21 protein-coding genes and 2 tRNA genes are annotated in these 22973 nt (G+C 72.5%); 13 read left to right on the top strand and 10 right to left on the bottom strand.

The genetic code is table 11. From position 1 onward, the window contains the following. Positions 1-11 precede the first annotated feature (11 nt). Together ACFXGN_RS11655 and ACFXGN_RS11650 are read left to right on the top strand one after the other, a co-directional pair. Positions 12-692: an AIM24 family protein gene (locus ACFXGN_RS11655; RefSeq protein WP_384856662.1), complete on the top strand. Its 681-nt coding sequence runs from the start codon at positions 12-14 to the stop codon at positions 690-692. Between the two features lie 16 nt (positions 693-708). Beyond that, positions 709-1464, top strand: a complete 756-nt coding sequence (locus ACFXGN_RS11650) for an AIM24 family protein (RefSeq protein WP_384856659.1) — start codon at positions 709-711, stop codon at positions 1462-1464. A gap of 73 nt (positions 1465-1537) precedes the next feature. On the opposite strand, the gene ACFXGN_RS11645 is transcribed toward ACFXGN_RS11650, so the two are convergent. Both ACFXGN_RS11645 and ACFXGN_RS11640 read right to left on the bottom strand, forming a co-directional pair. Continuing rightward, on the bottom strand, positions 1538-2062 hold the full coding sequence (locus tag ACFXGN_RS11645) for an NUDIX hydrolase (protein ID WP_384856656.1): 525 nt from the start codon (positions 2060-2062) through the stop codon (positions 1538-1540). After that, positions 2059-3543, bottom strand: a complete 1485-nt coding sequence (locus ACFXGN_RS11640; RefSeq protein ID WP_384856653.1) for a zinc-dependent metalloprotease — start codon at positions 3541-3543, stop codon at positions 2059-2061. The genes ACFXGN_RS11645 and ACFXGN_RS11640 overlap by 4 nt, the downstream gene beginning before the upstream one ends. A gap of 213 nt (positions 3544-3756) precedes the next feature. Between ACFXGN_RS11640 and ACFXGN_RS11635 the strand changes: the two genes are divergently transcribed. The 4 genes from ACFXGN_RS11635 to ACFXGN_RS11620 all read left to right on the top strand — a co-directional run bounded on the left by ACFXGN_RS11635 (position 3757) and on the right by ACFXGN_RS11620 (position 7357). Next, the gene (locus ACFXGN_RS11635) at positions 3757-4866 is read left to right on the top strand and encodes an SDR family oxidoreductase (protein WP_351781685.1); all 1110 of its coding nucleotides are present in this window, start codon (positions 3757-3759) and stop codon (positions 4864-4866) included. A 483-nt stretch (positions 4867-5349) separates the two neighbouring features. Then, the gene (locus tag ACFXGN_RS11630) at positions 5350-5811 is read left to right on the top strand and encodes a molybdenum cofactor biosynthesis protein MoaE (RefSeq protein ID WP_384856651.1); all 462 of its coding nucleotides are present in this window, start codon (positions 5350-5352) and stop codon (positions 5809-5811) included. A gap of 257 nt (positions 5812-6068) precedes the next feature. After that, positions 6069-6203 (top strand): hypothetical protein, encoded by a 135-nt coding sequence (locus tag ACFXGN_RS11625; protein ID WP_384856862.1) that lies wholly within the window; start codon positions 6069-6071, stop codon positions 6201-6203. A gap of 65 nt (positions 6204-6268) precedes the next feature. Continuing rightward, positions 6269-7357 carry a PDZ domain-containing protein gene (locus ACFXGN_RS11620; RefSeq protein WP_384856648.1) on the top strand — a complete coding sequence of 363 codons (1089 nt, stop codon included), beginning with the start codon at positions 6269-6271 and terminating at the stop codon, positions 7355-7357. A 224-nt stretch (positions 7358-7581) separates the two neighbouring features. Here the strand turns inward: ACFXGN_RS11620 and ACFXGN_RS11615 are convergent, their stop codons facing one another. Then, on the bottom strand, positions 7582-8133 hold the full coding sequence (locus ACFXGN_RS11615; protein ID WP_366440205.1) for a PPA1309 family protein: 552 nt from the start codon (positions 8131-8133) through the stop codon (positions 7582-7584). Between the two features lie 136 nt (positions 8134-8269). Here ACFXGN_RS11615 and ACFXGN_RS11610 point away from each other — a divergent pair, with 136 nt between their 5' ends. The 4 genes from ACFXGN_RS11610 (at position 8270) to ACFXGN_RS11595 (ending at position 13588) form a co-directional block, all read left to right on the top strand. Further along, positions 8270-11170, top strand: a complete 2901-nt coding sequence (locus ACFXGN_RS11610) for a UPF0182 family protein (RefSeq protein ID WP_384856856.1) — start codon at positions 8270-8272, stop codon at positions 11168-11170. A gap of 45 nt (positions 11171-11215) precedes the next feature. Beyond that, positions 11216-11289, top strand: a tRNA-Met gene (locus tag ACFXGN_RS11605). Positions 11290-11490: 201 nt separating this feature from the next. Then, positions 11491-13446: a sel1 repeat family protein gene (locus tag ACFXGN_RS11600; RefSeq protein WP_384856645.1), complete on the top strand. Its 1956-nt coding sequence runs from the start codon at positions 11491-11493 to the stop codon at positions 13444-13446. A 68-nt stretch (positions 13447-13514) separates the two neighbouring features. Continuing rightward, positions 13515-13588 (top strand) — tRNA-Met (locus ACFXGN_RS11595). A gap of 162 nt (positions 13589-13750) precedes the next feature. Here the strand turns inward: ACFXGN_RS11595 and ACFXGN_RS11590 are convergent. After that, positions 13751-14170 (bottom strand): Fur family transcriptional regulator, encoded by a 420-nt coding sequence (locus tag ACFXGN_RS11590; RefSeq protein WP_351781696.1) that lies wholly within the window; start codon positions 14168-14170, stop codon positions 13751-13753. A 151-nt stretch (positions 14171-14321) separates the two neighbouring features. Between ACFXGN_RS11590 and ACFXGN_RS11585 the strand changes: the two genes are divergently transcribed. After that, positions 14322-15791: a catalase gene (locus ACFXGN_RS11585; RefSeq protein ID WP_384856642.1), complete on the top strand. Its 1470-nt coding sequence runs from the start codon at positions 14322-14324 to the stop codon at positions 15789-15791. 166 nt (positions 15792-15957) lie between these two features. Here the strand turns inward: ACFXGN_RS11585 and ACFXGN_RS11580 are convergent, their stop codons facing one another. Continuing rightward, positions 15958-16347, bottom strand: coding sequence for a cyclic nucleotide-binding/CBS domain-containing protein (locus tag ACFXGN_RS11580; RefSeq protein WP_384856639.1), 390 nt, complete (start codon positions 16345-16347; stop codon positions 15958-15960). 480 nt (positions 16348-16827) lie between these two features. Next, positions 16828-17637, bottom strand: a complete 810-nt coding sequence (gene hisN, locus ACFXGN_RS11575) for a histidinol-phosphatase (RefSeq protein ID WP_384856637.1) — start codon at positions 17635-17637, stop codon at positions 16828-16830. A 148-nt stretch (positions 17638-17785) separates the two neighbouring features. On the opposite strand from hisN, the gene ACFXGN_RS11570 reads away from it, so the two are divergent. Continuing rightward, positions 17786-18424: a TetR/AcrR family transcriptional regulator gene (locus tag ACFXGN_RS11570; protein WP_384856634.1), complete on the top strand. Its 639-nt coding sequence runs from the start codon at positions 17786-17788 to the stop codon at positions 18422-18424. On the opposite strand, the gene ACFXGN_RS11565 is transcribed toward ACFXGN_RS11570, so the two are convergent. From ACFXGN_RS11565 to ACFXGN_RS11550, 4 genes are all read right to left on the bottom strand, one after another. Then, positions 18316-18639 (bottom strand): multidrug efflux SMR transporter, encoded by a 324-nt coding sequence (locus ACFXGN_RS11565; protein WP_351781706.1) that lies wholly within the window; start codon positions 18637-18639, stop codon positions 18316-18318. The two genes, ACFXGN_RS11570 and ACFXGN_RS11565, sit on opposite strands and share 109 nt — an antisense overlap. A 92-nt stretch (positions 18640-18731) precedes the next feature. Beyond that, positions 18732-19745, bottom strand: a complete 1014-nt coding sequence (gene rsgA, locus ACFXGN_RS11560; RefSeq protein WP_384856630.1) for a ribosome small subunit-dependent GTPase A — start codon at positions 19743-19745, stop codon at positions 18732-18734. Positions 19746-19748: 3 nt separating this feature from the next. Beyond that, on the bottom strand, positions 19749-21080 hold the full coding sequence (gene aroA / locus ACFXGN_RS11555; RefSeq protein ID WP_384856628.1) for a 3-phosphoshikimate 1-carboxyvinyltransferase: 1332 nt from the start codon (positions 21078-21080) through the stop codon (positions 19749-19751). Positions 21081-21100: 20 nt separating this feature from the next. Continuing rightward, on the bottom strand, positions 21101-21784 hold the full coding sequence (locus ACFXGN_RS11550; protein WP_384856626.1) for a M50 family metallopeptidase: 684 nt from the start codon (positions 21782-21784) through the stop codon (positions 21101-21103). A 48-nt stretch (positions 21785-21832) separates the two neighbouring features. On the opposite strand from ACFXGN_RS11550, the gene ACFXGN_RS11545 reads away from it, so the two are divergent. After that, the gene (locus ACFXGN_RS11545) at positions 21833-22687 is read left to right on the top strand and encodes an SOS response-associated peptidase (protein WP_384856623.1); all 855 of its coding nucleotides are present in this window, start codon (positions 21833-21835) and stop codon (positions 22685-22687) included. The last annotated feature ends 286 nt before the right edge of the window (positions 22688-22973 follow it).

The following is a 22973-nucleotide window of genomic DNA, read 5'->3' as shown; positions in this document are numbered from 1 at the left end:
AGCCCGAAGACATGAACCAGCAACTCGCGGGCTACGCCCCGACCCCCGTCGTGGCCCGGATGGAGAACCACGGCCACGCCATGCTCAAGGTCGCCATGGCCTCCGGCCAGGACCTCTACGCCAGGACCGGCTCGATGATCGCCTACGAGGGCTTCATCACCTACGAGCCCAACCCGCCCGCCGTCCGCCAGATCGCACAGCAGTGGATCACCGGCGAGAGCACCCCGGTCATGAAGTGCTCCGGCGACGGACTGCTCTACCTCGCCGACTACGGCGCCGACGTCGTCGTGGTCAACCTCCAGAACGACTCCCTCTCCGTCAACGGCACCAACGTGCTCGCCTTCGACGCCCACCTCCAGTGGGGCGTCGAGCGGGTCAAGGGACTCGCCAAGATCGCGGGCCAGGGCCTGTTCAACGTGACGGTCACCGGCACCGGCTGGGTCGCCCTGACCTCCCGGGGCACCCCGGTCGTCGTCGACTGCGGAAGCGGCGAGGACGAGACGTACGTCGATCCCGACGCGCTCGTCGCCTGGTCGCCGTCGCTCAAGGTCAAGGGCAAGCGCAGCTTCAAGGCCTCCTCGCTCATCGGGCGGGGCAGCGGCGAGGCCTACCAGATGGCCTTCTCGGGCCAGGGAATCGTCGTCGTACAGCCGAGCGAGGACAGCACCGACCGCCTGCGGGCCCGGGGCTGAGGGAAGCGAGAACACCATGCAGAGCCCGCTCTTCCACCACGCCGAACAGCAGAGCCAGGAGCGGTACGTCGTCCAGAACCCGCAGCTCCTGCGGGTCAGCCTCACCGGACAGGACGACGTCCTCGCCCGCAAGGGCGCCATGGTCGCGTACCAGGGACTGATCGACTTCGACGGCGAGTACCGGACCACGAACCAGCGGCAGTCCCACGCCAGGACCGGCGAGGGCCTCGACCTCATGCGCTGCTCCGGCCAGGGCACGGTCTACTTCGCCAACCTCGCCCAGCACGTGCACGTCGTCGAGGTCGAACAGGAGGGCCTGACCGTCGACAGCGCCTATGTGCTCGCGCTCGACTCCACCCTCCACACCGAGGTCATCGCCGTCGACAGCCAGTACGGCGTCTCGGGCACCGGCAAGTACCAGCTCAACATCTCGGGCCGGGGCAGGGTCGCCCTGATGACCTCGGGCCAGCCCCTGATGATGCACGTCACCCCCGACAAGTACGTCAGCGCCGACGCGGACGCGATCGTCGCCTGGTCCACCGGACTGCGCGTCCAGATGCAGGCGCAGACGCACAGCTCCAGCGTCCGCCGCAGACGCGGCGACACCGGCGAGGGCTGGGAGCTCAGCTTCCTCGGCCAGGGCTTCGCACTGGTCCAGCCCAGCGAGGTCATGCCCCCGCAGCACCTGGCCGTGGGCCAGGGCATCGCCGCCCAGTACGGCGCCGGACAGCACGGTTCCCACGCCCAGAACCAGAACAACGCCTGGAACTGACCGCCCCGGAGACACCGGGGCCCGGGGGCGGTCACCACGGCGACCGCCCCCGGGCCCCTCTCACCCGCCCGGCCTACGGAAGCCGGGCCAGCGTCCCTTCGAGCAGCCGCACCACCGAGGTGTCCGCCACCTCCGCCACCTCGTCGTACGCGAACCAGCGCAGGTCCAGCGACTCCTCGCTGATCCGCTCCGCCGCACCCGCCGGGGCCAGCGCCGCGTACTGCACGTCCAGATGCCAGTGGCAGGGCGCCGGGATCGGATGCCGGTCGAGCCGCACCGGACCGCCCGGCAGCAGCGTCAGACCGTCGATCCCCGACTCCTCGGCGCCCTCCCGCAGGGCCACCGCCTCCATCGACAGGTCACCGGGCTCGCAGTGGCCGCCCATCTGCAGCCACAGACCCAGCTTCTTGTGCAGCGTCAGCAGCACCCGCCGACGCGAGGGATCGACCACCAGCGCGCTGCCGGTCAGATGACCCGCCCCGCACGGCTTGTACATGCCGTCCGGGTGCTCCGCCAGATGCCCCAGATACAGCTCGCGCAGCTCGGGCTGGCCCTCGTACTCCTTGAGCACCTGGACCGCGTCGTCGTACAGGCTCACTTCGCGCCGTCGCCCTTGCCCTCGTCGCCTTCGCTGTCACCGGAGGGACCGCCGTCGCCGGAACGGCCCCCGTCGCCGGAACGACCCTCGGCCGCCTCGCCCAGCATCTTGTCCAGCTCGGAGAAGTCCAGGTGCTCGCGGTGCACGAACCCGTCCGGGTCGTCCAGGTCCGTGGCCGTCGGCAGCATGTCCGGGTGCTCCCACAGCGCGTCCCGGCCGTCCACCCCGCGCGCGTCGGTCAGCGACGCCCACAGGCGCGCCGCGTCCCGCAGCCGCCTCGGCCGCAGCTCCAGACCGATCAGCGTCGCGAAGGTCTGCTCGGCGGGACCGCCCGAGGCCCGGCGCCTGCGCAGCGTCTCGCGCAGCGCGTCCGCCGAGGTCAGCCGCGACTTGGCGGCCTCGTGGACCACCGCGTCCACCCAGCCCTCGACGAGCGCCAGCGCCGTCTCCAGACGGGCCAGGGCCGCCTTCTGCTCCGGGGTGTCCTCCGGCTGGAACATGCCCTGCTGGAGCGCCTCCTGCAACTGCTCGGGATGCGTCGGGTCGAGCTGGCCCACCGCCTCCTCCAGCTTCGAGGTGTCGACCTTGATCCCCCGCGCGTACCCCTCGACCGCGCCGAACAGGTGCGCCCGGAGCCACGGCACGTGCGCGAAGAGCCGCTGGTGGGCGGCCTCGCGCAGCGCCAGGTAGAGCCGCACCTCGTCGGACGGCACGCCCAGGTCCTTGCCGAAGGCCTCGATGTTCAGCGGGAGCAGCGCGGCGCGCCCGGCCGGGCCCAGCGGCAGACCGACGTCGGTCGAGCCGACGACCTCACCGGCCAGCGCGCCGACGGCCTGCCCGATCTGCTGGCCGAACATGGCGCCGCCCATCGAGCGCATCATGCCGATCAGCGGGCCCGCCATGGCCTGCATCTCCTCCGGCAGGACGTCGCCCATCGCGGCGCCGACCCGCTCGGCGACCGGGTCCACGAGCTGCTGCCAGGCGGGCAGGGTCGCCTCGACCCACTCCGCGCGGCTCCACGCCACCGCCGTGCCCGCCCCGGAGGGCAGCGGGGTGACCTGGTCGAGCCAGAGGTCGGCGAGGCGCACGGCCTCCTCGACGGCGGACTTCTCGGCCGGTCCCACACTGGCGTCCTTGACGCCGTCGGGCGTGCCCTGGGCGACCACCTGGCGGGCGATCTGCTTGGCCATGTCCCAGTTCACGGGACCGCCCTCGTAGCTGAGCATCTGCCCGAGCTGCTGGAAAGCGGCACCGAGGTCGTTGGGGTTCAGGGAGCCGAACATCGCCGCGAAGGGGTTGTCCGCGCCGCCGGGCCCGCCCATGCCCGGCGGTCCGCCGAAGCCGAACGGGTTCGCGCCGAACGGGTTGCCGCCCTGGCCTCCGGACCCCTGGCCACCTCCGGCGGGGTCCTTCTTCTTGCCCTCGTCGCCGTTCTCCGGCTCCTCCGGCGGAAGGCCGAATCCGAATGGGGTGTCACTCACGGGTTTCCTCGGCTCGTAGGGCCGCCGGCCTCCTGCCGACGGCGACTGCCCGACCGGGGCCCGTCTGAGGGGCCCCGCACACCACCAGCGTAGACATCCGAGCCGGATTCGGGCTCGGTGCTCCGCCGGGACGTGCCCTGCGGCAGGATGGACGCCACCTGGTCCGTACGCGTCATGCCCGTACGTACTGAAGACAACCGCTGGAGACGCCCGGTGAGTTCCCCAGATCCACAGGTTCGCGGAGCGCGAAACCCCTCAACCCGGTCCGCCGTGCGCGGCCCCGTCGTCGCGGTCACCGGCGCCGCGTCCGGCATCGGTGATCTGCTGATCAGACGGCTGGTCGCGTCCGACGAGGTCAGGAAGGTCGTCGCCGTCGACGAGCGGCGGGGCGAGGTCGCCGAGGCGCACTGGCACGTCCTCGACGTACGCGATCCGGCCATCGCGGAGAAGCTGCGCGGCGCGGACGTCGTCGTGCACCTCGCCGTCGACCTCGACCTGGAGACCGACTCCGCCGCCCGGACGGCCTACAACGTGCGCGGTACGCAGACCGTGCTGACCGCAGCCGCCGCCGCGGGCGTCCACCGGGTCGTCCTGTGCACCTCCGCGATGGTCTACGGAGCCCTGCCCGACAACGACATCCCGCTCTCCGAGGACGCCGAGCTCCGGGCGACGGCGGAGGCCACCGGCGTGGGCGACCTCCTGGAGATCGAGCGGCTGGGCCGCCGCGCGCCCCGCGCGCACCCCGGGCTCAACGTCACCGTGGTCCGCCCGGCCGTCCTCGTCGGCGGTACGGACACGGCGCTGACCCGCTACTTCGAGTCGCCCCGGCTGCTCGTCGTCGCCGGGTCCCGGCCGACCTGGCAGTTCTGCCACGTCGAGGACCTGGTGAGCGCCCTGGAGTACGCGGCCCTGGAGAAGGTCGACGGCGAGCTGGCGGTCGGCTGCGAGGGCTGGCTGGAGCAGGAGGAGGTCGAGGAGCTGTCCGGCATCCGGCGCATGGAGCTGCCCTCGGCGGTCGCGCTCGGCGCGGCGGCCCGGCTCCACCGGATCGGCCTCACCCCGTCCCCGGCGGGCGACCTCGCCTACACCATGCACCCGTGGGTGGTGAGCGTCGGACGGCTCCACGACGCCGGATGGCGTCCGAAGTGGACGAACGAGGAGGTCCTCGCCGCGCTCCTCGCGGAGGCGGCGGGCCGCCACACGGTCGCGGGCCGCCGTCTCGGCCGCAAGGACGCCACGGCGGCGGGCGCGGCCGGTGCGACGGTGGCCCTGCTCGGCACGGCGGCCCTGGTCCGCCAGATGCGGAAGCGGCGCGGGATCTGACCGGGGCCGTACCCGGTCCGGCCGGGGACGGCCGTACGCGCACGCGTGGCGCCCATTCCCGGGGACGGCAGATCATCCTGTCTCCGCTTCCGGCCGTACGCGCACGGCCGAGACGGCGTACGACGGTGTCGGGCCCGGCGACACCGCTTCCGGCCGTACGCGCACGCGTGAGGCCCTTTCGGCGGCCGGTGGCGGCCCGGGACCCGTACCGGGGCGGACGCGCCCGGAGGGGCCGTCCAGGTCCGGCGGAGGACCGGCCCGCCCCCGCCCTTCGCTCCCATCCCTCGTCCCTCGCCACCGCCCCGGGTCCGCCGTCCGGACACGGCCCCGCCGACCCGCGTACGCCCGCGCGTGCCCCGGTCCGGACCGTCCCGTACGGTCCGGTGGCCCGTCGCGATCTGTAGGACCCTCCGAGACGGGCCGCCGACCGCAGGTCGATACCGCTAATTCCGGGATGTCGGACCGGTGCGGCACGATGGGCGCATGGGACCGAAGCATGACCACCCCGGCGAGCTGGCCGCCGCCGACCCGATCAAGCTCCTCGCGATCCGGGAGACCCCGCTCTCCGTGGACGAGGTCTTCCGGGCGGTCGGTGACGACGCCGCCGGTGGTACGACGCTCTTCGTCGGCACCGTCCGCGACCACGACGGCGGCACGGACGTCGACGGGCTGGGGTACTCCTGCCACCCGAGCGCCGAGGCGGAGCTGCGGCGCGTCGCGGAGAAGGTGGCCGCCAACCATCCGGTGCGGGCGCTGGCCGCCGTCCACCGGGTGGGCGAGCTGCGCGTCGGTGACATCGCGGTCGTCGTCGCGGTGTCCTGCCCGCACCGGGCCGAGGCCTTCGAGGCCTGCCGCAGACTCATCGACGACCTCAAGCACGAAGTGCCGATCTGGAAGCACCAGACGTTCTCGGACGGTACGGAGGAGTGGGTCGGGGCCTGCTGAGACCCGTCCGGCGGCTGCCCCGCCGGACCCCGGACGGGCAAGCCGACGCGCCGACACGACGTAGCCGAACGCCCGATTTGCGTAACCGGCCCCCACGCGCGAGCGTTGACCCCACAGATGACACAGTCTGCTGATCAACTCACTGGGGATGGGAGGTCGGGATGGCAGCGCTGGCCTGGTTGCTTATTCCGCTTTTCGCAGTCGTCGGCGCGGCGATATGGGGAAGCTGGGCTTCGAGGAACAAGACCATAGGTGACGTGGCCGAACTCGCCGGTTACGCCCGCTTCCGGGACGCGATGGAACGCGCCCACGCCACGACCTCCGAGGCCCCCCGGCCGGAGCGCGAACCGGCCGCGACGGCCGCCCCCGCCCCCACCTCCGCCCCGGGCTGACACGGGCCCTCCGTACGGCCCCGCCCCACAGGTGCGCCCACAGACGAGTCCCGTACTGTCGTTCCATGCCACGCCGCACCGCGACGATGCTCGCCTCCACCCTGGTCCTGATCTGTCTGCTCATCGCGGGCGTTCTGATCCCGGTGCCGTACGCGGAGATGAGCCCGGGCCCCACGGTCAACACCCTCGGTGACGCCAGGGGAGAGCCCGTCCTGAAGATCTCGGGACACAAGACCTACCCGACCGACGGTCACCTCAACATGACGACGGTCCGGGTCACCAGCGCGGACTACCGGATGAACGCCGTCGAGGCCGTCTACGGCTGGCTCGCCCACGACAACGTGGTGGTGCCGCACGACACCCTCTACCCGGACGGCAAGACCGAGGAGCAGTCGACCCAGGAGAACGCCGAGGAGTTCAGCCAGTCCCAGGAGAGCGCCAAGGTGGCCGCCCTGAAGGAACTGGACATCCCGGTGGTCTCGCGGGTCGTCGTCGGCGCCGTGGTCAAGGGGTCGCCCTCCGAGGGCAAGCTGCACGCCGGTGACGTGATCAGGGCCGTCGACGGGGTGCCGATCGTGAAGCAGGCCGATGTGGCCCGGGAGGTCGTCAAGCGGAAGCCCGGCCAGGACGTCGAGTTCACGATCGTCCCGGTGAAGGAGGCGGCTGCCGCGGAGAAGGCGCGCAAGGAGCCGACCGTCACCCGGAAGGTGGTCATCAGGACCACCACGTCGGAGGAGGGCGACCGGGCCGTCGTCGGCATCCAGGCGGGCACCGACCACGTCTTCCCGTTCACCGTCGACATCAACCTCGCCGATGTCGGCGGGCCCAGCGCGGGTCTGATGTTCGCCCTCGGGATCGTCGACAAGCTGACCCCGGAGAGCCTCACCGGCGGCCGGTTCATCGCCGGGACCGGCACCATCGACGACGACGGCAAGGTCGGCCCGATCGGCGGCATCGACATGAAGCTTGTGGGGGCGCGCGCCGCGGGCGCCCAGTACTTCCTCACCCCGGCCGACAACTGCGAGTCCGCGGCGGCCGACACGCCCGACGGTCTGACCCTCATCAAGGTCGACACCATCGACGACGCGAGGAAGTCGCTGGAGAAGCTCAGGGACGGCGACGCGAAGGCCCTGCCGAGCTGCTCGAAGGGCTGACGGAAAAGGGCTGACGGAAGAGGACCGGGACCGCGTCCGTCGCCCGTGATCCGCCCCCCCCCGCGATCCGTCGCCCGTGATCACGGCGTGATACCTGCGGGGAAAGGGTCTACGGCGCGGGCCCCGGGGGAGGGGTTCCCGTGGAGGGGCTCATGGGGAGGGGCTCATGGGGAGGGGCTCCCGGCCGGGTCGGCCGGGAGTCCCTCCCTCGCGATGGTCCCCGGTCAGGACTCGAAGGTCGCCGTCAGTGCCTCGGCGAGGCCCGGCACCAGGTCGGGGCCGGTGAGGACCTCGGTCGCGCTGTCCTTCTCGCGGAGCCGGATCGCCGCCTCGCGGGCGCCGCTCCGCAGCACCGCGACCGTCATCCGCACCTCCTGCCGGTCGGGGTGGCCGGCCACCCACTTGGCGAGCTGCTTCTCGTTCAGGCCCTGGGGGACCTGGGCCTCCGCCGACGGCGGCAGCATCAGCCGCTCCACCGTCATGGCGCAGCCCACCACACCGGCGGGCCAGGCGATCGTGCCCAGGAACTCGTCGAGGGGCTTTCCGCGCGGCAGCTTGTCCTGCTCGATCGGGGTGTAGGCGGTGGCGTCGGCGCCCAGCCCCAGCTGGGAGGCGAGCGCGGGTTCCTTGGCGCGCAGCCGCGCGGTGTCGACAAGGGCGAAGAGACGGGCGGGCTGGTCCCAGCCGAGGCCCGCCGCGTACTCGTCGATCTCGAGGACCGCGCGGGTGAGGGGGCTCGCTGCCATGGCCGGGCCGGAGGGGGAAAGGTTGGACATGACCAATATCCTGCCTCCTCCACCCCGGAACACGGGAACTAGGTAAAGCCTCAGTAAGTTGCATCAGTGGGCTCTACGATCGCGGGGCCTGCTTTTCAGACGCATCAACATCGAGGGGCGCACGTTGGCTTTCCAGATGCCGGACCGGGGCGGTAGGCCGTCCGGGCCGAGGATGAGAGTCGGCCGGCCGTCCCGGCGGGCCCGCACCCTGCTCATGACTCTCGGGGTGCTGGCCGTCCTGGCCATGGCGTTCGTGATGTTCGCCGGGTTCTGGACGGACTGGCTCTGGTACCGCTCGGTCGAGTACTCGTCCGTGTTCACCACCATGCTGTGGACCAAGATCGGCCTGTTCGCGGTCTTCGGGCTGCTGATGGGCCTCGCCGTCGGGCTGAACATCTGGCTGGCGTACCGGCTGAGGCCGCCGCTCAGCGCGATGTCGCTGGAGCAGCAGAGCCTCGACCGGTACCGGATGGGTCTCGCCCCGTTCAAGAAGTGGGTGCTGCTCGCGGTCACCGCCCTGGTGGCGCTGATCGCCGGTGCCTCCGCCTCGGGCCAGTGGCGTGCCTGGCTCATGTGGGTCAACGGCGAGCGCTTCGGCCAGAAGGACCCGCAGTTCGGGCTCGACGTGGCGTTCTACGCCTTCGACCTGCCCTGGTACCGCTTCCTGCTGTCCGTCGGCTTCGCCGCCGCCGTCCTGTCGCTGATCGCCGCCGCGGTCACGCACTACCTGTACGGCGGACTGCGGATCACCAGTCCGGGCGCGCGGGCCACCGCCGCCGCCACCGGACACCTCTCGGTGCTGCTCGGCGTCTTCGTGTCGCTGAAGGCCGTGGCGTACTGGCTCGACCGGTACGGCCTCGCGGTGAAGTCCAGCGACTTCAAGGCCACCGGCAACTGGACGGGTCTGCGGTTCGTCGACGCCAACGCGTACCTGCCCGCGAAGACCATCCTGTTCTGCATCGCCGTGATCTGCGCCCTGCTGTTCTTCGCGACGCTCTGGCGCCGCACCTGGCAGCTGCCGGTCATCGGCTTCGGCCTGATGGTGCTCTCGGCGGTGCTGATCGGCGGGCTGTACCCGGCGATCGTGCAGAAGTTCCAGGTCCAGCCGAACGAGCAGGCCAAGGAATCGCCGTACATCCAGAAGAACATCGACGCGACCCGGCAGGCGTACGCGATCGACGGGACGAAGCTGGAGAACTACTCGGGCAAGTCGACGGTCAAGGCCAAGGACCGGCTGCGGGCGAACGCCGACACGGCGGCCAGCTACCGCGTCCTCGACCCGAACATCGTCTCGCCGACGTTCCAGCAGCTGGAGCAGAAGCGGAAGTACTACCAGTTCCCGACAACCCTGGACGTGGACCGCTACCAGGGCAAGGACACCGTCGTCGGTCTCCGCGAGCTCAACATCAAGGGCATCCCGAAGCGGAACTGGATCAACGACCACTTCACCTACACCCACGGCTACGGCGCGATCATGGCCTCGGGCACGCAGACGGACGCCAACGGCTCCCCCGTCTTCACCGAGTCCGGACTGCCGACGACCGGCAACCTCGGCACGTACCAGCAGCGGATCTACTACGGCGAGAAGACCGACCAGTACTCGATCGTGGGCGGCCCGCAGAAGGAGCTGGACTACGAGGAGAACGGCGAGAAGACCACCAGCTACAAGGAGAAGAGCGGCGTCAGCCTCTCCAGCACCTTCAACCGCGCCGCGTACGCGGTGGCCTTCAGCGAGCCGCAGATCCTCTACTCCGGGGCCATCGGCGACGGCTCGCGGATCCTCTACAACCGCACGCCCAAGGAGCGCGTCGAGGCGGTCGCGCCGTGGCTGACCATCGACGGCGACGCCTACCCGGCGGTCGTCAACGGCAAGATCCAGTGGATCGTCGACGCCTACACGACCAGCAACGGCTACCCGTACGCCTCGCGGACCACGCTCGGCGACACCACCGCCGACTCGCTGACCGTCGGCAACCAGCAGCGGGCCGTGGTCGCCCAGCAGAACCAGGTCAACTACATCCGCAACTCGGTGAAGGCCACCGTCGACGCCTATGACGGCACGGTGAGCCTCTACCAGTGGGACACCCAGGACCCGGTCCTCAAGACCTGGATGAAGGCCTTCCCCGACACGGTCAAGGCGAAGTCGGAGATCGGCACCGACCTGATGCAGCACCTGCGGTACCCGCAGGACATGTTCAAGGTCCAGCGCGAACTGCTGACCCGCTACCACGTCACCGACCCGGCGCAGTTCTACAGCGGCTCGGACGCCTGGCAGGTGCCGGACGACCCGACCAACAAGGACGGCAACGCGGTCCCGCCGTACTACCTGAGCATGAAGATGCCCGGGGACACGACGCAGCGGTTCTCGCTGACGACCACGTTCACGCCGAACGGACGGCCCAACCTCGGTGCCTTCATGGCGGTCGACGCCGACGCCACGAGCAAGGAGTACGGCCGGCTGAGGCTGCTCAGGGTCACCGAGGACGTGCCGGGTCCGGCGCAGGTGCAGAGCAAGCTGAACGGTCTGCCGTCGGTGGCCACCTTCGTCCGGGACATGAAGGGCGCCGACTCCGACATCCAGTACGGCAACCTGCTCACCGTCCCGCTCGACGGCGGATTCCTCTACGTGGAACCGGTGTACGCGCAGGGCCGCAACGCGCTCTACCCGCTCCTGAAGAAGGTCGCGGTGTCGTACGTGGACGCGGACCAGCCGGCGGGTGACACGACCAAGGACACCACGGTGTTCGAGGACAACCTCACCAAGGCGCTCAACGCGGTCTTCGGGGTGGAGGCGCCCACCACACCGCCCACCACGCCCACGACCCCGCCGGGCACCACCAACCCGCCGCCCGCCACCGGCGACGCCGCGCTGAAGCAGGCCATCGCCGACGCGCAGAGGGCCTACGACGCGGGCGAGGCGGCCCTGCAGAAGCAGGACTGGACCGCGTACGGCAAGGCCCAGGACGATCTGCAGGCCGCGCTCCAGCGGGCCGCGGAGGCCGGGGCCAGCCTCAAGACGACCGGATCGGGCGGCTGACCTGAGGTTTTCCATCCCGCGTCCGTGATACTGTGGTTTCACCGACGCGGGGTGGAGCAGCTCGGTAGCTCGCTGGGCTCATAACCCAGAGGTCGCAGGTTCAAATCCTGTCCCCGCTACTCAGAGGACGAGGGCCCGGATCCATATGGATCCGGGCCCTCGTCGTGTGTCGAGACGCGAAGGGGCGTGAAGGGCGGCAGGGAAGGGCGAGTTGGTGTGAGTCGTGTTTGACTTGTCTCTCTGTGGGCATGTCGACAAAACGCTGAGTGACCTCACTGGCTGCGGTATACCAGGTGTGCTCGGGTGCGGGTGGTGCGACGATGGTATTTATGGGGGACAGGGCAACTCTGTTGGAGACAGGGCGGTTTGTGCAGCGGCACGCGAGGAACGCCGCAGACGAGATCATCGAGGCAGCGAGGGCCGTCGATGCGATCCTCGACACCGCCACCCCGGCCGATGCCGACACCGAGAACGAGACCGAGACCGAGGCCCGTCACCGACGCGCCGCCGAGAACGGCGACGTCCCCGCGATGAGCGCCCTCGGCGCCCTGCTCCTGCGCCGCGGCGACCTCGACGGCGCCGAGCCCCATCTGCGCGGCGCGACCTCCGAGGGCGACCGGGCCGCCGCCAACAACCTCGGTGTCCTGCTGCACCAGCGCGGATACGCCGAGGAGGCCGCCGGCTGGTGGCGGGTGGCCGCCGTCGCGGGCTCCGCACCCGCCGCCCACGCGCTCGGCCGCCACCACCGCGAGCGCGGCGACGAACCCGCCGCCGAGTACTGGCTCCGCCAGGCCGCCGAGCAGGGCCACGCCCTCGGCGCGTACGCCCTCGCCGACCTCCTGGAGCACCGCAGCGACGTCGGCGCCGAGCGCTGGCTGCGCGCCGCCGCCGAACAGGGCCACCGCGAGGCCGCCTACCGGCTCGCCCTCGCCCTGGAGCGCCGCGCCACCGAGACCACCCGGGGCCCGCACGATACCGGCACCCGGCTCAGGGTGCCCGCCGCCGCCATCGCCCCCGGCGCCACCGCGCCCGGCCCCGCCCTGCCCGCCACCGGCGAGCCCGCGGGCGGACCCACCGAGGCCGAGCAGTGGTTCCGGCAGGCCGCCGCGCGCGGCCACCGCAGGGCCGCGCTCCACCTCGGCGCGCTCCTGGAACACCGGGGCGAGCTGAAGGAGGCCGGCCGCTGGTACCTCAGCTCCGCCAAGGAGGGCGAGGCCAGGGCCGCCTGCGCGCTCGGCTTCCTCCTCCGCGACGCGGGCGACGAGGAGAGCGCCGCCGTGTGGTGGCTGCGCGCCGCCCAGGACGGCGACGGCAACGCGGCCAACGCCCTCGGCGCGCTGCACGCGGCCCGGGGCGAGCAGCAGACCGCCGAGCGCTGGTACCGCGCCGCCATGGACGCGGGAGACGTCAACGGCGCCTACAACCTCGGGCTGCTCTGCGCCGCCCAGGACCGCATCCCGCAGGCCGAGCAGTGGTACCGCAGGGCCGCGTACGCGGGCCACCGCGAGGCCGCCAACGCCCTCGCCGTACTCCTCCTCCAGGCGGGCGACGCCAACGGGGCGGAGCCCTGGTTCTCCAAGGCGGCCGAGGCGGGCAGCGTGGACGCCGCCTTCAACCTGGGCATCCTGCACGCGGGCCGGGACGACGACCGCACCGCCCTCGTCTGGTACGAGCGGGCCGCCGCCGCCGGACACACCGAAGCCGCCCTCCAGGTCGGCATCGCCGCCCTCAGGGACGGCGACGAGCGGACCGCCGAGCGGCACCTGCGGTGCGCGGCGGGCGGCGGCAGCGCCGAGGCCGCCTTCCGGCTGGCCTCGGTCCTCGACGCCCGCAGGCCCGAGCCCGGCCCCGCCGTGCTCGGCGCGCCCCAGGACGAGAAGAGCGAGTGCGAGGAGTGGTACGAGCGGGCCGCCGAGCAGGGCCACCGGCGCGCCCAGGTGCGGGTCGGGATGCTCGCCGCCGGGCGCGGTGACCTCGCCGAGGCCGCCCGCTGGTACCGCGAGGCCGCCGAGGCGGGCAGCCGCAACGGCGCCTTCAACCTCGGACTGCTCCTCGCCCGCGAGGGCAGCGAGCGCGAGGCCGCCCTCTGGTGGACCAGGGCGGCCCGAGCCGGTCACGGCCGGGCCGCGCTCCGCCTGGCGCTGCTCGCGGCCCGCCGGGGCGAGCTGACCGAGGGGCGCCACTGGTGCGCCCGCGCGGTGGAGCTGGGCCCGGCGGAGGTCGCCGAGCGGGCGGCCCGGCTGAGCGAGGCGCTCCATCAGGAGCTCACGGCGTGACGGCCGGGTGCCCCTCGGCAATGGATTTGCGCTGGTCGCGGGCCGTCCCGTAGAGTCGGGTCTACCGACGCGGGGTGGAGCAGCTCGGTAGCTCGCTGGGCTCATAACCCAGAGGTCGCAGGTTCAAATCCTGTCCCCGCTACTCAGTAGCAGCGAAGGCCCGGATCCAGTCACTGGATCCGGGCCTTCGTCGTGTTCCGGCGCGTCCCGGTGTCTTCCGGGACGGGCTCCGACGGGTGCGGGCGGGCGCGTACGCGGAAGGCCCCCGCCGTGGCGGGGGCCTTCCAGGGGGACGCGGGCCGGGTCAGGCCGTGGTCGCGCAGCTCGGGCAGATGCCCCGGTAGGTGACCTCGACGTTCGAGATCGTGAAGCCGAAGCGCTCGGTGGCGGGCAGGTCCGCCAGCGGGTCGCCGCCCGGGTGGACGTCGCGGATCGCGCCGCAGCGGGCGCAGACCAGGTGCTGGTGGGGCCGGTGCGCGTTGGGGTCGTAGCGCTTGGCGCGGCCGTCGGTCGCCACCTCGATGACCTCGCCGAGGGAGACCATCTCGCCCAGCGTGTTGTAGACGGTCGCGCGCGAGATCTCGGGCAGTCGCGTCACCGCGCGCGCGTGGACCTCGTCGGCGGTCAGGTGTACGTGGTCCCCGTCGAGCACTTCGGCCACGACGCGCCGCTGCGCGGTCATCCGCCAGCCGCGTCCGCGCAGTCGTTCCAACAGGTCACTCATGAGGGCCAGCCTAACAGTCGGGGGGTTCCACTCCGAACAGGTGTGACTTTGGAAGTTCACTTGACTTAGACAATGTCCATTGTAGGATCGGGAACGGCAACGGCCGAGGTCCCCCTTCCGGGACCGGGCCGGAGGACAGGACACGCAGGACATGACGTCGGAGGCGCACGTGACGCAGGGACCGCTCACCACGGAGGCCGGCGCGCCGGTCGCCGACAACCAGAACAGCGAGACGGCGGGCGTCGGCGGGCCGGTCCTCGTCCAGGACCAGCTCCTCATGGAGAAGCTCGCCCACTTCAACCGCGAGCGCATCCCGGAGCGGGTCGTCCACGCGCGCGGGGCGGGCGCCTACGGCACCTTCACGCTCACCCGTGACGTCTCGCGGTGGACGCGCGCGGCGTTCCTCTCCGAGGTCGGCAAGGAGACCGAGACCTTCCTGCGCTTCTCCACCGTCGCGGGCAACCTCGGCGCCGCCGACGCCGTGCGCGACCCGCGCGGCTGGGCGCTGAAGTTCTACACCGAGGAGGGTAACTACGACCTCGTCGGCAACAACACCCCGGTGTTCTTCATCAAGGACGCCATCAAGTTCCCCGACTTCATCCACACCCAGAAGCGCGACCCGTACACCGGCTCGCAGGAGGCGGACAACGTCTGGGACTTCTGGGGCCTCTCCCCGGAGTCGACCCACCAGGTCACCTGGCTGTTCGGCGACCGGGGCATCCCCGCCTCGTACCGTCATATGAACGGCTACGGCTCGCACACGTTCCAGTGGAACAACGAGTCCGGCGAGGTCTTCTGGGTGAAGTACCACTTCAAGACCGACCAGGGCATCAAGAACCTCACCCAGGACGAGGCGAACCGCCTCGCGGGCGAGGACCCCGACTCGCACCAGCGCGACCTGCGCGAGTCCATCGAGCGCGGCGACTTCCCCACCTGGACCGTGCAGGTCCAGATCATGCCCGCGGCCGACGCGGCGGACTACCGCTTCAACCCGTTCGACCTCACCAAGGTGTGGCCGCACGAGGACTACCCGCCGATCGAGATCGGCAGGCTGGAGCTGAACCGCAACCCGGAGAACGTCTTCGCCGAGGTGGAGCAGTCCATCTTCAGCCCGGCGCACTTCGTGCCCGGCATCGGCCCGTCCCCGGACAAGATGCTCCAGGGCCGCCTCTTCGCCTACGGCGACGCCCACCGCTACCGCGTCGGCATCAACGCCGACCACCTGCCGGTGAACCGCCCGCACGCCACCGAGGCGCGCACCCACTCCCGTGACGGCTTCCTCTACGACGGCCGCCACAAGGGCGCGAAGAACTACGAGCCGAACAGCTTCGGCGGTCCCTTCCAGACCGACCGGCCGCTCTGGCGGTCGGCCGCCGTCTCCGGCGTCACCGGCGACCACGCCGCCCCCTCGCACGCCGAGGACGACGACTTCGTACAGGCGGGCAACCTCTACCGTCTGATGCCGGAGGACGAGAAGGGCCGTCTCGTGGCGAACCTGGCGGGCTTCATCGCCAAGGTCTCCCGGGACGACATCGTCGAGCGTGCCGTCGACAACTTCCGCAAGGCGGACGGCGACTTCGGCAAGCGGCTCGACACCGCGGTCCAGGCCCTGCGCGGCTGAGAGCGCCTGCCGTCGAGGAAGCGGACCGGACTCCGTCAGGGGTCCGGTCCGCTTCCGCGTGTCCGCGCGCCTTCGCACCGGACCGGGTGCGGGCGCGCCCGCGCGCGGCTCAGTTGCGGCGCCCGGTCAGGGCGTCGCTCCCGAGCCCCGTGCGCGTCCGCGCGGCTCAGCCCGCGACGCTGTGCACCGGGGCCCAGCAGCGGATGATGTCGCGCACGGAGACCATGCCGACGGGTCCCCGGTCGTCGAGGACGACGAGGTGGCGGAAGCCGCCGTGGGTCATCGCCCCGGCCGCCTCCACCAGCGTCCAGCAGGGCGCGGCGAAGACGACCTCGTGGGTGGTGTGGGAGCCCGCGGTCTCCAGGTCGGGGTCCTGGTCCCGGGCCAGGGAGCGGAGGATGTCGCGCTCGGTGAGGATGCCGAGGCCGCCCTCGTCGGCGTCGAGGACGACGGCGGCGCCGACGCGTCGCGCCGCCATCAGCCGGGCGGCCTGCCGGAGGGTGTGGGCGGGGCCGATGGTGAGGACCACGGTGCTCATGGCGTCACGGACGAGCATGGGCGGAGCCACCTCCTTGGTGCGGCCCGCGAGGAGAGGCCCGGCGCCGGAGGCGCCCGACGGGAACCGCACAAGTTCACAAGCGGGGGACCCTCAGAGTCGCACCGGGGGAGAAAGCCGACAAGGGGGCACGCGCGGCACCACCGGGGGCACCTGTGGCGCCGTGCGCGCCGGGCGTACGGACGTCCTCCGCGCGCCCCGCGCGGGGGACCCGTGTGCGGACCGTCCAGGCGTACGGGGGAGGCCCGCGCCCCCGTCGCGGGCCCGTCCGGAGGGGCTTCCGGAGGGACCCGAACCGCCCCCCCGGAGAGGCGCGGTCGGCCCGTGATACGGCCCCGGTCAGGCGCTGTCCCGCCCCGAGATACGGGCCGGAGAGGTGCCGCCCCGCCCCGCGATACAGGTCCCGAGAAGGCCTCGCCCCGCGATACGGATCCCGCGAGGTGGCCCCCGTCGGTGAGGTGCCGTGTGTCCTCACCGGTCTCAGTCCGTCGCGGGCTCCTGGTTCAAGTAGCTCAGCAGTTCGCCGTGGAGCAGGCCGTTCGAGGCCGCCGCGTTGCCGCTGTGGGGGCCGTGCCGGCCGTCGAGGCCGGTGTACGTGCCGCCCGCCTCCTGTACCACGACCGCCACCGCCGCCATGTCCCACAGCGACAGCTCCGGCTCCGCGCAGATGTCCACCGAGCCCTCCGCGACCATCATGTACGGCCAGAAGTCGCCGTACGCCCGGGTCCGCCAGCACGCGCGCGTGAGGTCGAGGAAACCGTCGAGGCGGCCCTGCTCCTCCCAGCCGTTCAGCGAGGAGTAGGCGAAGGAGGCGTCCGCCAGGGACTCGACCTTCGACACCCCGATCCGGCTCGCCGACGACAGGCTCCGCCCGGTGTACGCGCCGAGGCCCTTCGCCGCCCACCAGCGGCGGCCCAGGGCCGGGGCGGACACGAGGCCCACCACCGGCTGGAACCCGGTCTCCCCGGCCTCCATCAGCGCGATCAGGGTCGCCCAGACCGGCACCCCGCGCACATAGTTCTTCGTCCCGTCGATCGGGTCGATCACCCAGCGGCGCGGGCCCGTGCCCTCCACGCCGTACTCCTCGCCCAGGATCGCGTCGCGCGGCCTGGCCCGCTGGAGCTGACCCCGGATCAGCTCCTCGGCCGCCTTGTCGGCCTCGCTCACCGGGGTCATGTCCGGCTTCGTCTCCACCCGCAGGTCGAGCGCCTGGAAGCGGTCCATGGTGGCCGCGTCGGCGGCATCGGCGAGGACGTGGGCGAGACGCAGGTCATCGTGGTAGTCGGCCATGTCCGGCACTCTATCGCCGTGCGCCCGGCGCCCGGCGAACCGTCCACGGCCGCCCCGCGACCCCTTGACAGCGCCCGCCCGGCTGCCGACGCTGGGGCGCGGAGCCGCGTACGGAGACGTACGGGAACGTTCGGTCCGGGAGGCGAGGATGCCGACTGCCCGCGAGGCCCTGCTCGACGCGGCGCTCGACGCGCTCGCGCACCGGCCCTGGTCCACCGTGCGGATGGCCGATCTGGCCGCCGCCGCCAGGGTCTCCCGGCAGACCCTCTACAACGAGTTCGGCAGCAAGGAGGGCCTCGCCCGCGCGCTCGTCCGACGGGAGGCCGACGCCTACCTCGCGGGTGTCCGACGGCTCCTCGCCGCCCCCGCGCCGCCGGGGCGGAACCTGGTGGACCTCGCCGAGTGGATCGTGACCCGGGCCGCCGCACGGCCGGTCCTGCGGGCCCTGCTCACCGGCGCCTGGAGCGAGCGGTTCCCCGCGCCCCGTCCGGCGAGACCGGGTGCCCGTCAGGCGGCGGCCCCCGCCCAGCGGCGGGCCGACGAGGGACCGCCCGCCCCCGGCGAACTGGTGGCGGCGGCCGTGGCCCGCGCGGGCCAGGAGCGGGCGGCGGGCTGTGAACTGGCCGTCCGGCTCGCGCTCAGCCATGTCGTCGCGCCGGAACCGCCCGGCGCGGACGGTCAGTGGGTGGAGCCGGACAGCTGGAGCCCGATCACCCCGAGGATGACCAGCGTGATCGAGACGATCTTGAGCGTGGAGACCAGGTCGCCGAGGAACACCATGCCGTAGATCGCCGTACCGGCCGCCCCGATCCCGGTCCACACCGCGTACGCCGGACCCACGTCGAGCTTGCGCAGCGCCACGGTCAGCAGTCCGAAGCTGCCGAGCGCGAACGCGGCGAAGGCGACCGTCGGCCACAGCCGGGTGAATCCGTGCGAGAGCTTCAGACAGACCGCGAACCCGGTCTCCAGGATGCCCGCCACCACCACAAGCAGCCACGCCATCGTCAGTGCCTCCCACGCCGTCGGTGACTGCTTCGTCGCACTTGGTGCGATTATGCACTTACCGATCGCGGCAGCACGTAAACATGGACGGGTCAGTCGCCCTCGCGTCGCTCCCGCGTCGAGAGCAGCCGCCGCAGCGACACCAGCCGCGCCGGATCGGCGTGCCCCTCCGCCACCCACGCGTCGAGGGCGCAGTCCGGTTCGTCGTGGCTGCACGCGCGCGGACAGTTCTCCGTGCCCGGTACGAGGTCGGGGAAGGCGAGGATCACCCGGGACGGGTCGACGTGGTGCAGCCCGAAGGAACGCACGCCCGGGGTGTCGATGACCCAGCCGCCCTCCTTGTCGTCCAGCGGCAGCGCGAGCGCGGAGGTGGTCGTGTGGCGGCCCCGGCCCGTGACCGCGTTGACCACGCCCGTGGTCCGCCGCCGGTCGGGCGGCACCAGCGCGTTGACCAGCGTCGTCTTGCCGACGCCCGAGTGCCCCACGAAGGCCGTCGTCCGGCCCTTGAGGTGCTCGTGGACCCGCTCGGCGGCGACCCCGTCCACGAACTCGTCGCGGGTGGTCACCACATACGGCACGCCCAGCGCCCCGTACATGTCCAGGAGCGTGTCCGGCGCCGCCAGGTCCGACTTGGTGAGGACCAGCAGCGGGCTGAGACCACCGTCGTACGCGGCGACCAGACAGCGGTCGATCAGCCGGGGGCGCGGCTCGGGATCGGCGAGCGCGGTGACGATCGCCAACTGGTCGGCGTTGGCGACGACCACCCGCTCGTACGGGTCGTCGTCGTCGGCCGTACGGCGCAGCACCGAGCTGCGCTCGCCGATCCGCACGATCCGGGCGAGGGTGTCCTTCTCGCCGGAGAGATCACCGACCAGCGAGACCCGGTCGCCGACGACGGCCGCCTTGCGGCCCAGCTCACGGGCCTTCATCGCGGTGATCGGCCGGTCGTCCACGAGACAGGTCAGCCGCCCCCGGTCGACGGTGAGGACCATGCCCTCGACGGCGTCCTCGTGCTTCGGGCGGATCGTCGTACGGGGCCGGGTGCCCTTGCGGTTGGGCCGCTGGCGGATGTCGTCCTCGTCGGTGTTCTTGCCGTAGCGCCGCATGGCTCAGACCCCGAGCATTTCGGTCCACATCCCCGGGAAGTCCGGCAAGGTCTTCGCCGTCGTCGCCACGTCCTCGATCTCCACGCCCTCGACCGCGAGCCCGATGACCGCGCCCGCCGTCGCCATGCGGTGGTCGTGGTACGTGCGGAAGACACCGCCGTGCAGCGGGCGCGGGCGGATGTGGAGACCGTCCTCGGTCTCGGTCACGTCGCCGCCCAGCTCGTTGATCTCCTTGGTGAGCGCCGCGAGCCGGTCCGTCTCGTGCAGCCGAAGGTGGGCCACGCCCCGCAGGACCGAAGGGGAGTCCGCGAGGGCCGCGACCGCCGCGATGCCGGGCGTCAGCTCGCCGACCTCGCCCAGGTCCACGTCGATGCCGTGGATCCGGCCCGTGCCGGTGAACGTGAGCCCCGCGTCGGTCAGCTCGCAGGAGCCGCCCATCGCGGTGAAGATCTCCCGCAGCGTGTCGCCGGGCTGGGTGGTCCGCGCGGGCCAGTCAGGGACCGTCACCCGGCCGCCGGTGATCAGGGCCGCCGCCAGGAACGGCTGCGCGTTCGACAGGTCCGGCTCGACGACCAGGTCCCGGCCGCGCAGCGCGGACGGCGTCACCCGCCACACGTCCGGCTCGCCGCCGTGCTCCGGCTCGTCGACCATCGCGCCGACCGCGCGGAGCATGTCCACCGTCATCCGGATGTGCGGCATCGACGGCAGCCGGGTGCCCACGTGCCGCACCTCGACGCCCTGGTTGAAGCGGGGGGCGGAGAGCAGCAGGGCGCTCACGAACTGGGAGGACGACGAGGCGTCGATCTCGACCGTACCGCCGTCCAGACCGCCGGAGCCGTGCACCGTCAGCGGCAGGGCGCCCCGGCCCCCGTCGTCGACGCGGGCGCCGAGCACGCGCAGCGCGTCGATCACCCCGTGCAGCGGGCGCTCGTGGGAGCGGGGGTCGCCGTCGAAGCGGACCGGGCCGTCGGCGAGCGCCGCGACCGGGGGCAGGAAGCGCATCACCGTGCCGGCGTTGCCGACGTCGACGGAGGCCGGGCCGCGCAGCGGGCCGGGCACGATCCGCCAGGCCTCGCCGGTGCCGTCCGGGCCCACGCCCTCCTCGATGCCGACGCCGAGGGTGCGCAGCGCCTCGGCCATCAGCAGGGTGTCGCGGGAGCGCAGCGGGCGGCGCAGCCAGCCGGGCTCGGCGGCCAGCGCGGCGAGGACCAGCGCGCGGTTGGTGACCGACTTGGAGCCGGGCACGGTGACGGTCGCGTCGACGGCGCCGCGCGCGTACGGGGCGGGCCAGAGGTCGGTGGGCGGGTCGGTGTGCGCGGGGGTCACTGCGGTCATGAGCTCACTGTACGGGGGTGTCAGAGGCCCAGGAGCCAGCGCCCGCCGCCGATCAGGGCGGAGATCGCGACCACGTGGAAGAAGAGGAGCCACACCCCGGCGGGCACGTGGGTGAGCCGGGCGAGCTGGTCCGCGTCCGAGTCGGGCGCGCCGCCGTGCCGCCGCTTCGCCTGGAGCTCGAAGGCCGGGCGGACACCGCCGATCAGCAGGAACCACACCACCGCGCAGGCGAACGCCGACCGGACCTCGGGGGAGCCGAGCCAGGAGACGAGGAGGAAGGCGCCGCCGGTGAGGAGGACGGTGAGGACGCCGTACGCGTTGCGGACCATCACGAGGAGGGCCAGCAGCAGCGCCGTCGCGCTCCACAGCAGCAGCGTCACCCGGTGGGTGCCGATCAGGGCGGCGCCGCCGAGGCCGAGCAGGGGGGCCGCCGGATAGCCCGCGGCCAGGGTCAGGACCACGCCGAGTCCGGTCGGGCGGCCCCGGGTCACGGTCAGTCCGCTGGTGTCCGAGTGCAGCCGGATCGCTTCGAGGCGGCGGCCGGTGGCCAGGGCGACGAGCCCGTGGCCGCCCTCGTGGGCGATGGTGATCGCGTTGCGCGCGGGCAGCCAGAGACCGCGGATCACGGTGACGGCGAGGGCGGCGACACCGGTGACGATCACCAGCCATTCGACCGGGGCGGCCTGGGTACGGAAGGGGTCCATGGTGCGGGCCGCTCCTCTGGGGTCGTGGATCGTGGCAGTGTGGCACGTATGTGCGGAAGGTATGCGGCCGGTCGGCGGCCCGAGGACCTCGTCGACGTGTTCGGCATCGAGCTGGGCGTCCCCCCGGCGCGGACGGCACCGGGGACTCCGGGGAGGGCGCCGGAGGAGACCCTGGCCCCCGACTGGAACGTGGCCCCCACCAAGGAGGTCTGGGCCGTTCTGGAACGTCCTCTGAAAGACGCGGGACAGCCGCGTCCGGTTCGCCAGCTGCGCGTACTGAAGTGGGGCCTGGTGCCGTCCTGGGCGAAGTCCCCGGAGGGCGCGGCCCGGATGATCAACGCGCGCGCGGAGACCGTCGAGGAGAAGCCGTCCTTCAAACGGGCGTTCGCCGCCCGTCGCTGCATCCTGCCCGCCGACGGCTACTACGAATGGGTGACCGGGGCGGACGAGCGGGACCTGGAGGTCGAGGGGAGGCGGAAGCGTCCCCGGAAGCAGCCGTACTTCGTGACCCCCTCGGACGGGTCGGTCTTCGCGATGGCGGGGATATACGAGTTCTGGCGCGACCCGACGCTCCCCGCCGGGCATCCCGCCGCGTGGTGGGCGACCTGCTCGGTGATCACCACGGAGGCGGAGACCGGCCCGCTGGGGGTCGCCCCCGCCGAGGGCCCGCACTCGCTCGCCGACATCCACCCCCGGATGCCGCTGATGCTCACCGAGGACCGGTGGGACGCCTGGCTGGACCCGGCGCGCACCCACCCGGAGGAGCTGCGCGGACTGCTGACCCCGCCGCCGGAGGGCCTGATGCGTGCCTATCCGGTGTCCACCGCCGTCAGCAACGTCCGTAACAACGGCCCGGAACTTCTGACGGAACTGGAGGGCCCGGAGGAGGCCACGCTGTTCTGAGCGGCCGGGGAATCCGGACGGTCGGGGCGGGGCCGTAGGGGGGAGGGGCGACCGGGAGCCAGGCCGTGGGATCCGGGAGCCCTGCCCGTACGGCGGGTGGCCCGGGGCCGTCTCCCCGGGCCTGTACGGCGGGGGTCCGGGAGTCCGGCCCGGCCCGTGCGGCAGGCTCCGGGCGCCCGGACAGGCCCGTACGCCGTGGGATCCGGGAGCCTGCCCGTACGTGGCCTGGGTCGCCCCCCCCGGGCCCGTACGGCGGGGTGGTCCGGAGCCCCGGCCCGTACGGCGG

Origin of the sequence: Streptomyces sp. NPDC059247, from assembly GCF_042754005.1 — a bacterium.
Taxonomy (GTDB): Bacteria; Actinomycetota; Actinomycetes; order Streptomycetales; family Streptomycetaceae; genus Streptomyces.
This window is presented reverse-complemented; position numbering and strand designations above follow the sequence as displayed.

Excerpts from the sequence above, each read along its gene's own strand:
- ACFXGN_RS11655 (WP_384856662.1), top strand. The coding sequence starts at position 12 with ATGAACCAGCAACTCGCGGGCTACGCCCCGACCCCCGTCGTGGCCCGG.
- ACFXGN_RS11650 (WP_384856659.1), top strand. The coding sequence starts at position 709 with ATGCAGAGCCCGCTCTTCCACCACGCCGAACAGCAGAGCCAGGAGCGG.
- ACFXGN_RS11630 (WP_384856651.1), top strand. The coding sequence starts at position 5,350 with ATGGGACCGAAGCATGACCACCCCGGCGAGCTGGCCGCCGCCGACCCG.
- ACFXGN_RS11620 (WP_384856648.1), top strand. The coding sequence starts at position 6,269 with ATGCCACGCCGCACCGCGACGATGCTCGCCTCCACCCTGGTCCTGATC.
- ACFXGN_RS11615 (WP_366440205.1), bottom strand. The coding sequence starts at position 8,133 with ATGTCCAACCTTTCCCCCTCCGGCCCGGCCATGGCAGCGAGCCCCCTC.
- ACFXGN_RS11610 (WP_384856856.1), top strand. The coding sequence starts at position 8,270 with ATGCCGGACCGGGGCGGTAGGCCGTCCGGGCCGAGGATGAGAGTCGGC.
- ACFXGN_RS11600 (WP_384856645.1), top strand. The coding sequence starts at position 11,491 with ATGGTATTTATGGGGGACAGGGCAACTCTGTTGGAGACAGGGCGGTTT.
- ACFXGN_RS11590 (WP_351781696.1), bottom strand. The coding sequence starts at position 14,170 with ATGAGTGACCTGTTGGAACGACTGCGCGGACGCGGCTGGCGGATGACC.
- ACFXGN_RS11585 (WP_384856642.1), top strand. The coding sequence starts at position 14,322 with ATGACGTCGGAGGCGCACGTGACGCAGGGACCGCTCACCACGGAGGCC.
- ACFXGN_RS11580 (WP_384856639.1), bottom strand. The coding sequence starts at position 16,347 with ATGCTCGTCCGTGACGCCATGAGCACCGTGGTCCTCACCATCGGCCCC.
- hisN (WP_384856637.1), bottom strand. The coding sequence starts at position 17,637 with ATGGCCGACTACCACGATGACCTGCGTCTCGCCCACGTCCTCGCCGAT.
- ACFXGN_RS11570 (WP_384856634.1), top strand. The coding sequence starts at position 17,786 with ATGCCGACTGCCCGCGAGGCCCTGCTCGACGCGGCGCTCGACGCGCTC.
- ACFXGN_RS11565 (WP_351781706.1), bottom strand. The coding sequence starts at position 18,639 with ATGGCGTGGCTGCTTGTGGTGGTGGCGGGCATCCTGGAGACCGGGTTC.
- rsgA (WP_384856630.1), bottom strand. The coding sequence starts at position 19,745 with ATGCGGCGCTACGGCAAGAACACCGACGAGGACGACATCCGCCAGCGG.
- aroA (WP_384856628.1), bottom strand. The coding sequence starts at position 21,080 with ATGACCGCAGTGACCCCCGCGCACACCGACCCGCCCACCGACCTCTGG.
- ACFXGN_RS11550 (WP_384856626.1), bottom strand. The coding sequence starts at position 21,784 with ATGGACCCCTTCCGTACCCAGGCCGCCCCGGTCGAATGGCTGGTGATC.
- ACFXGN_RS11545 (WP_384856623.1), top strand. The coding sequence starts at position 21,833 with ATGTGCGGAAGGTATGCGGCCGGTCGGCGGCCCGAGGACCTCGTCGAC.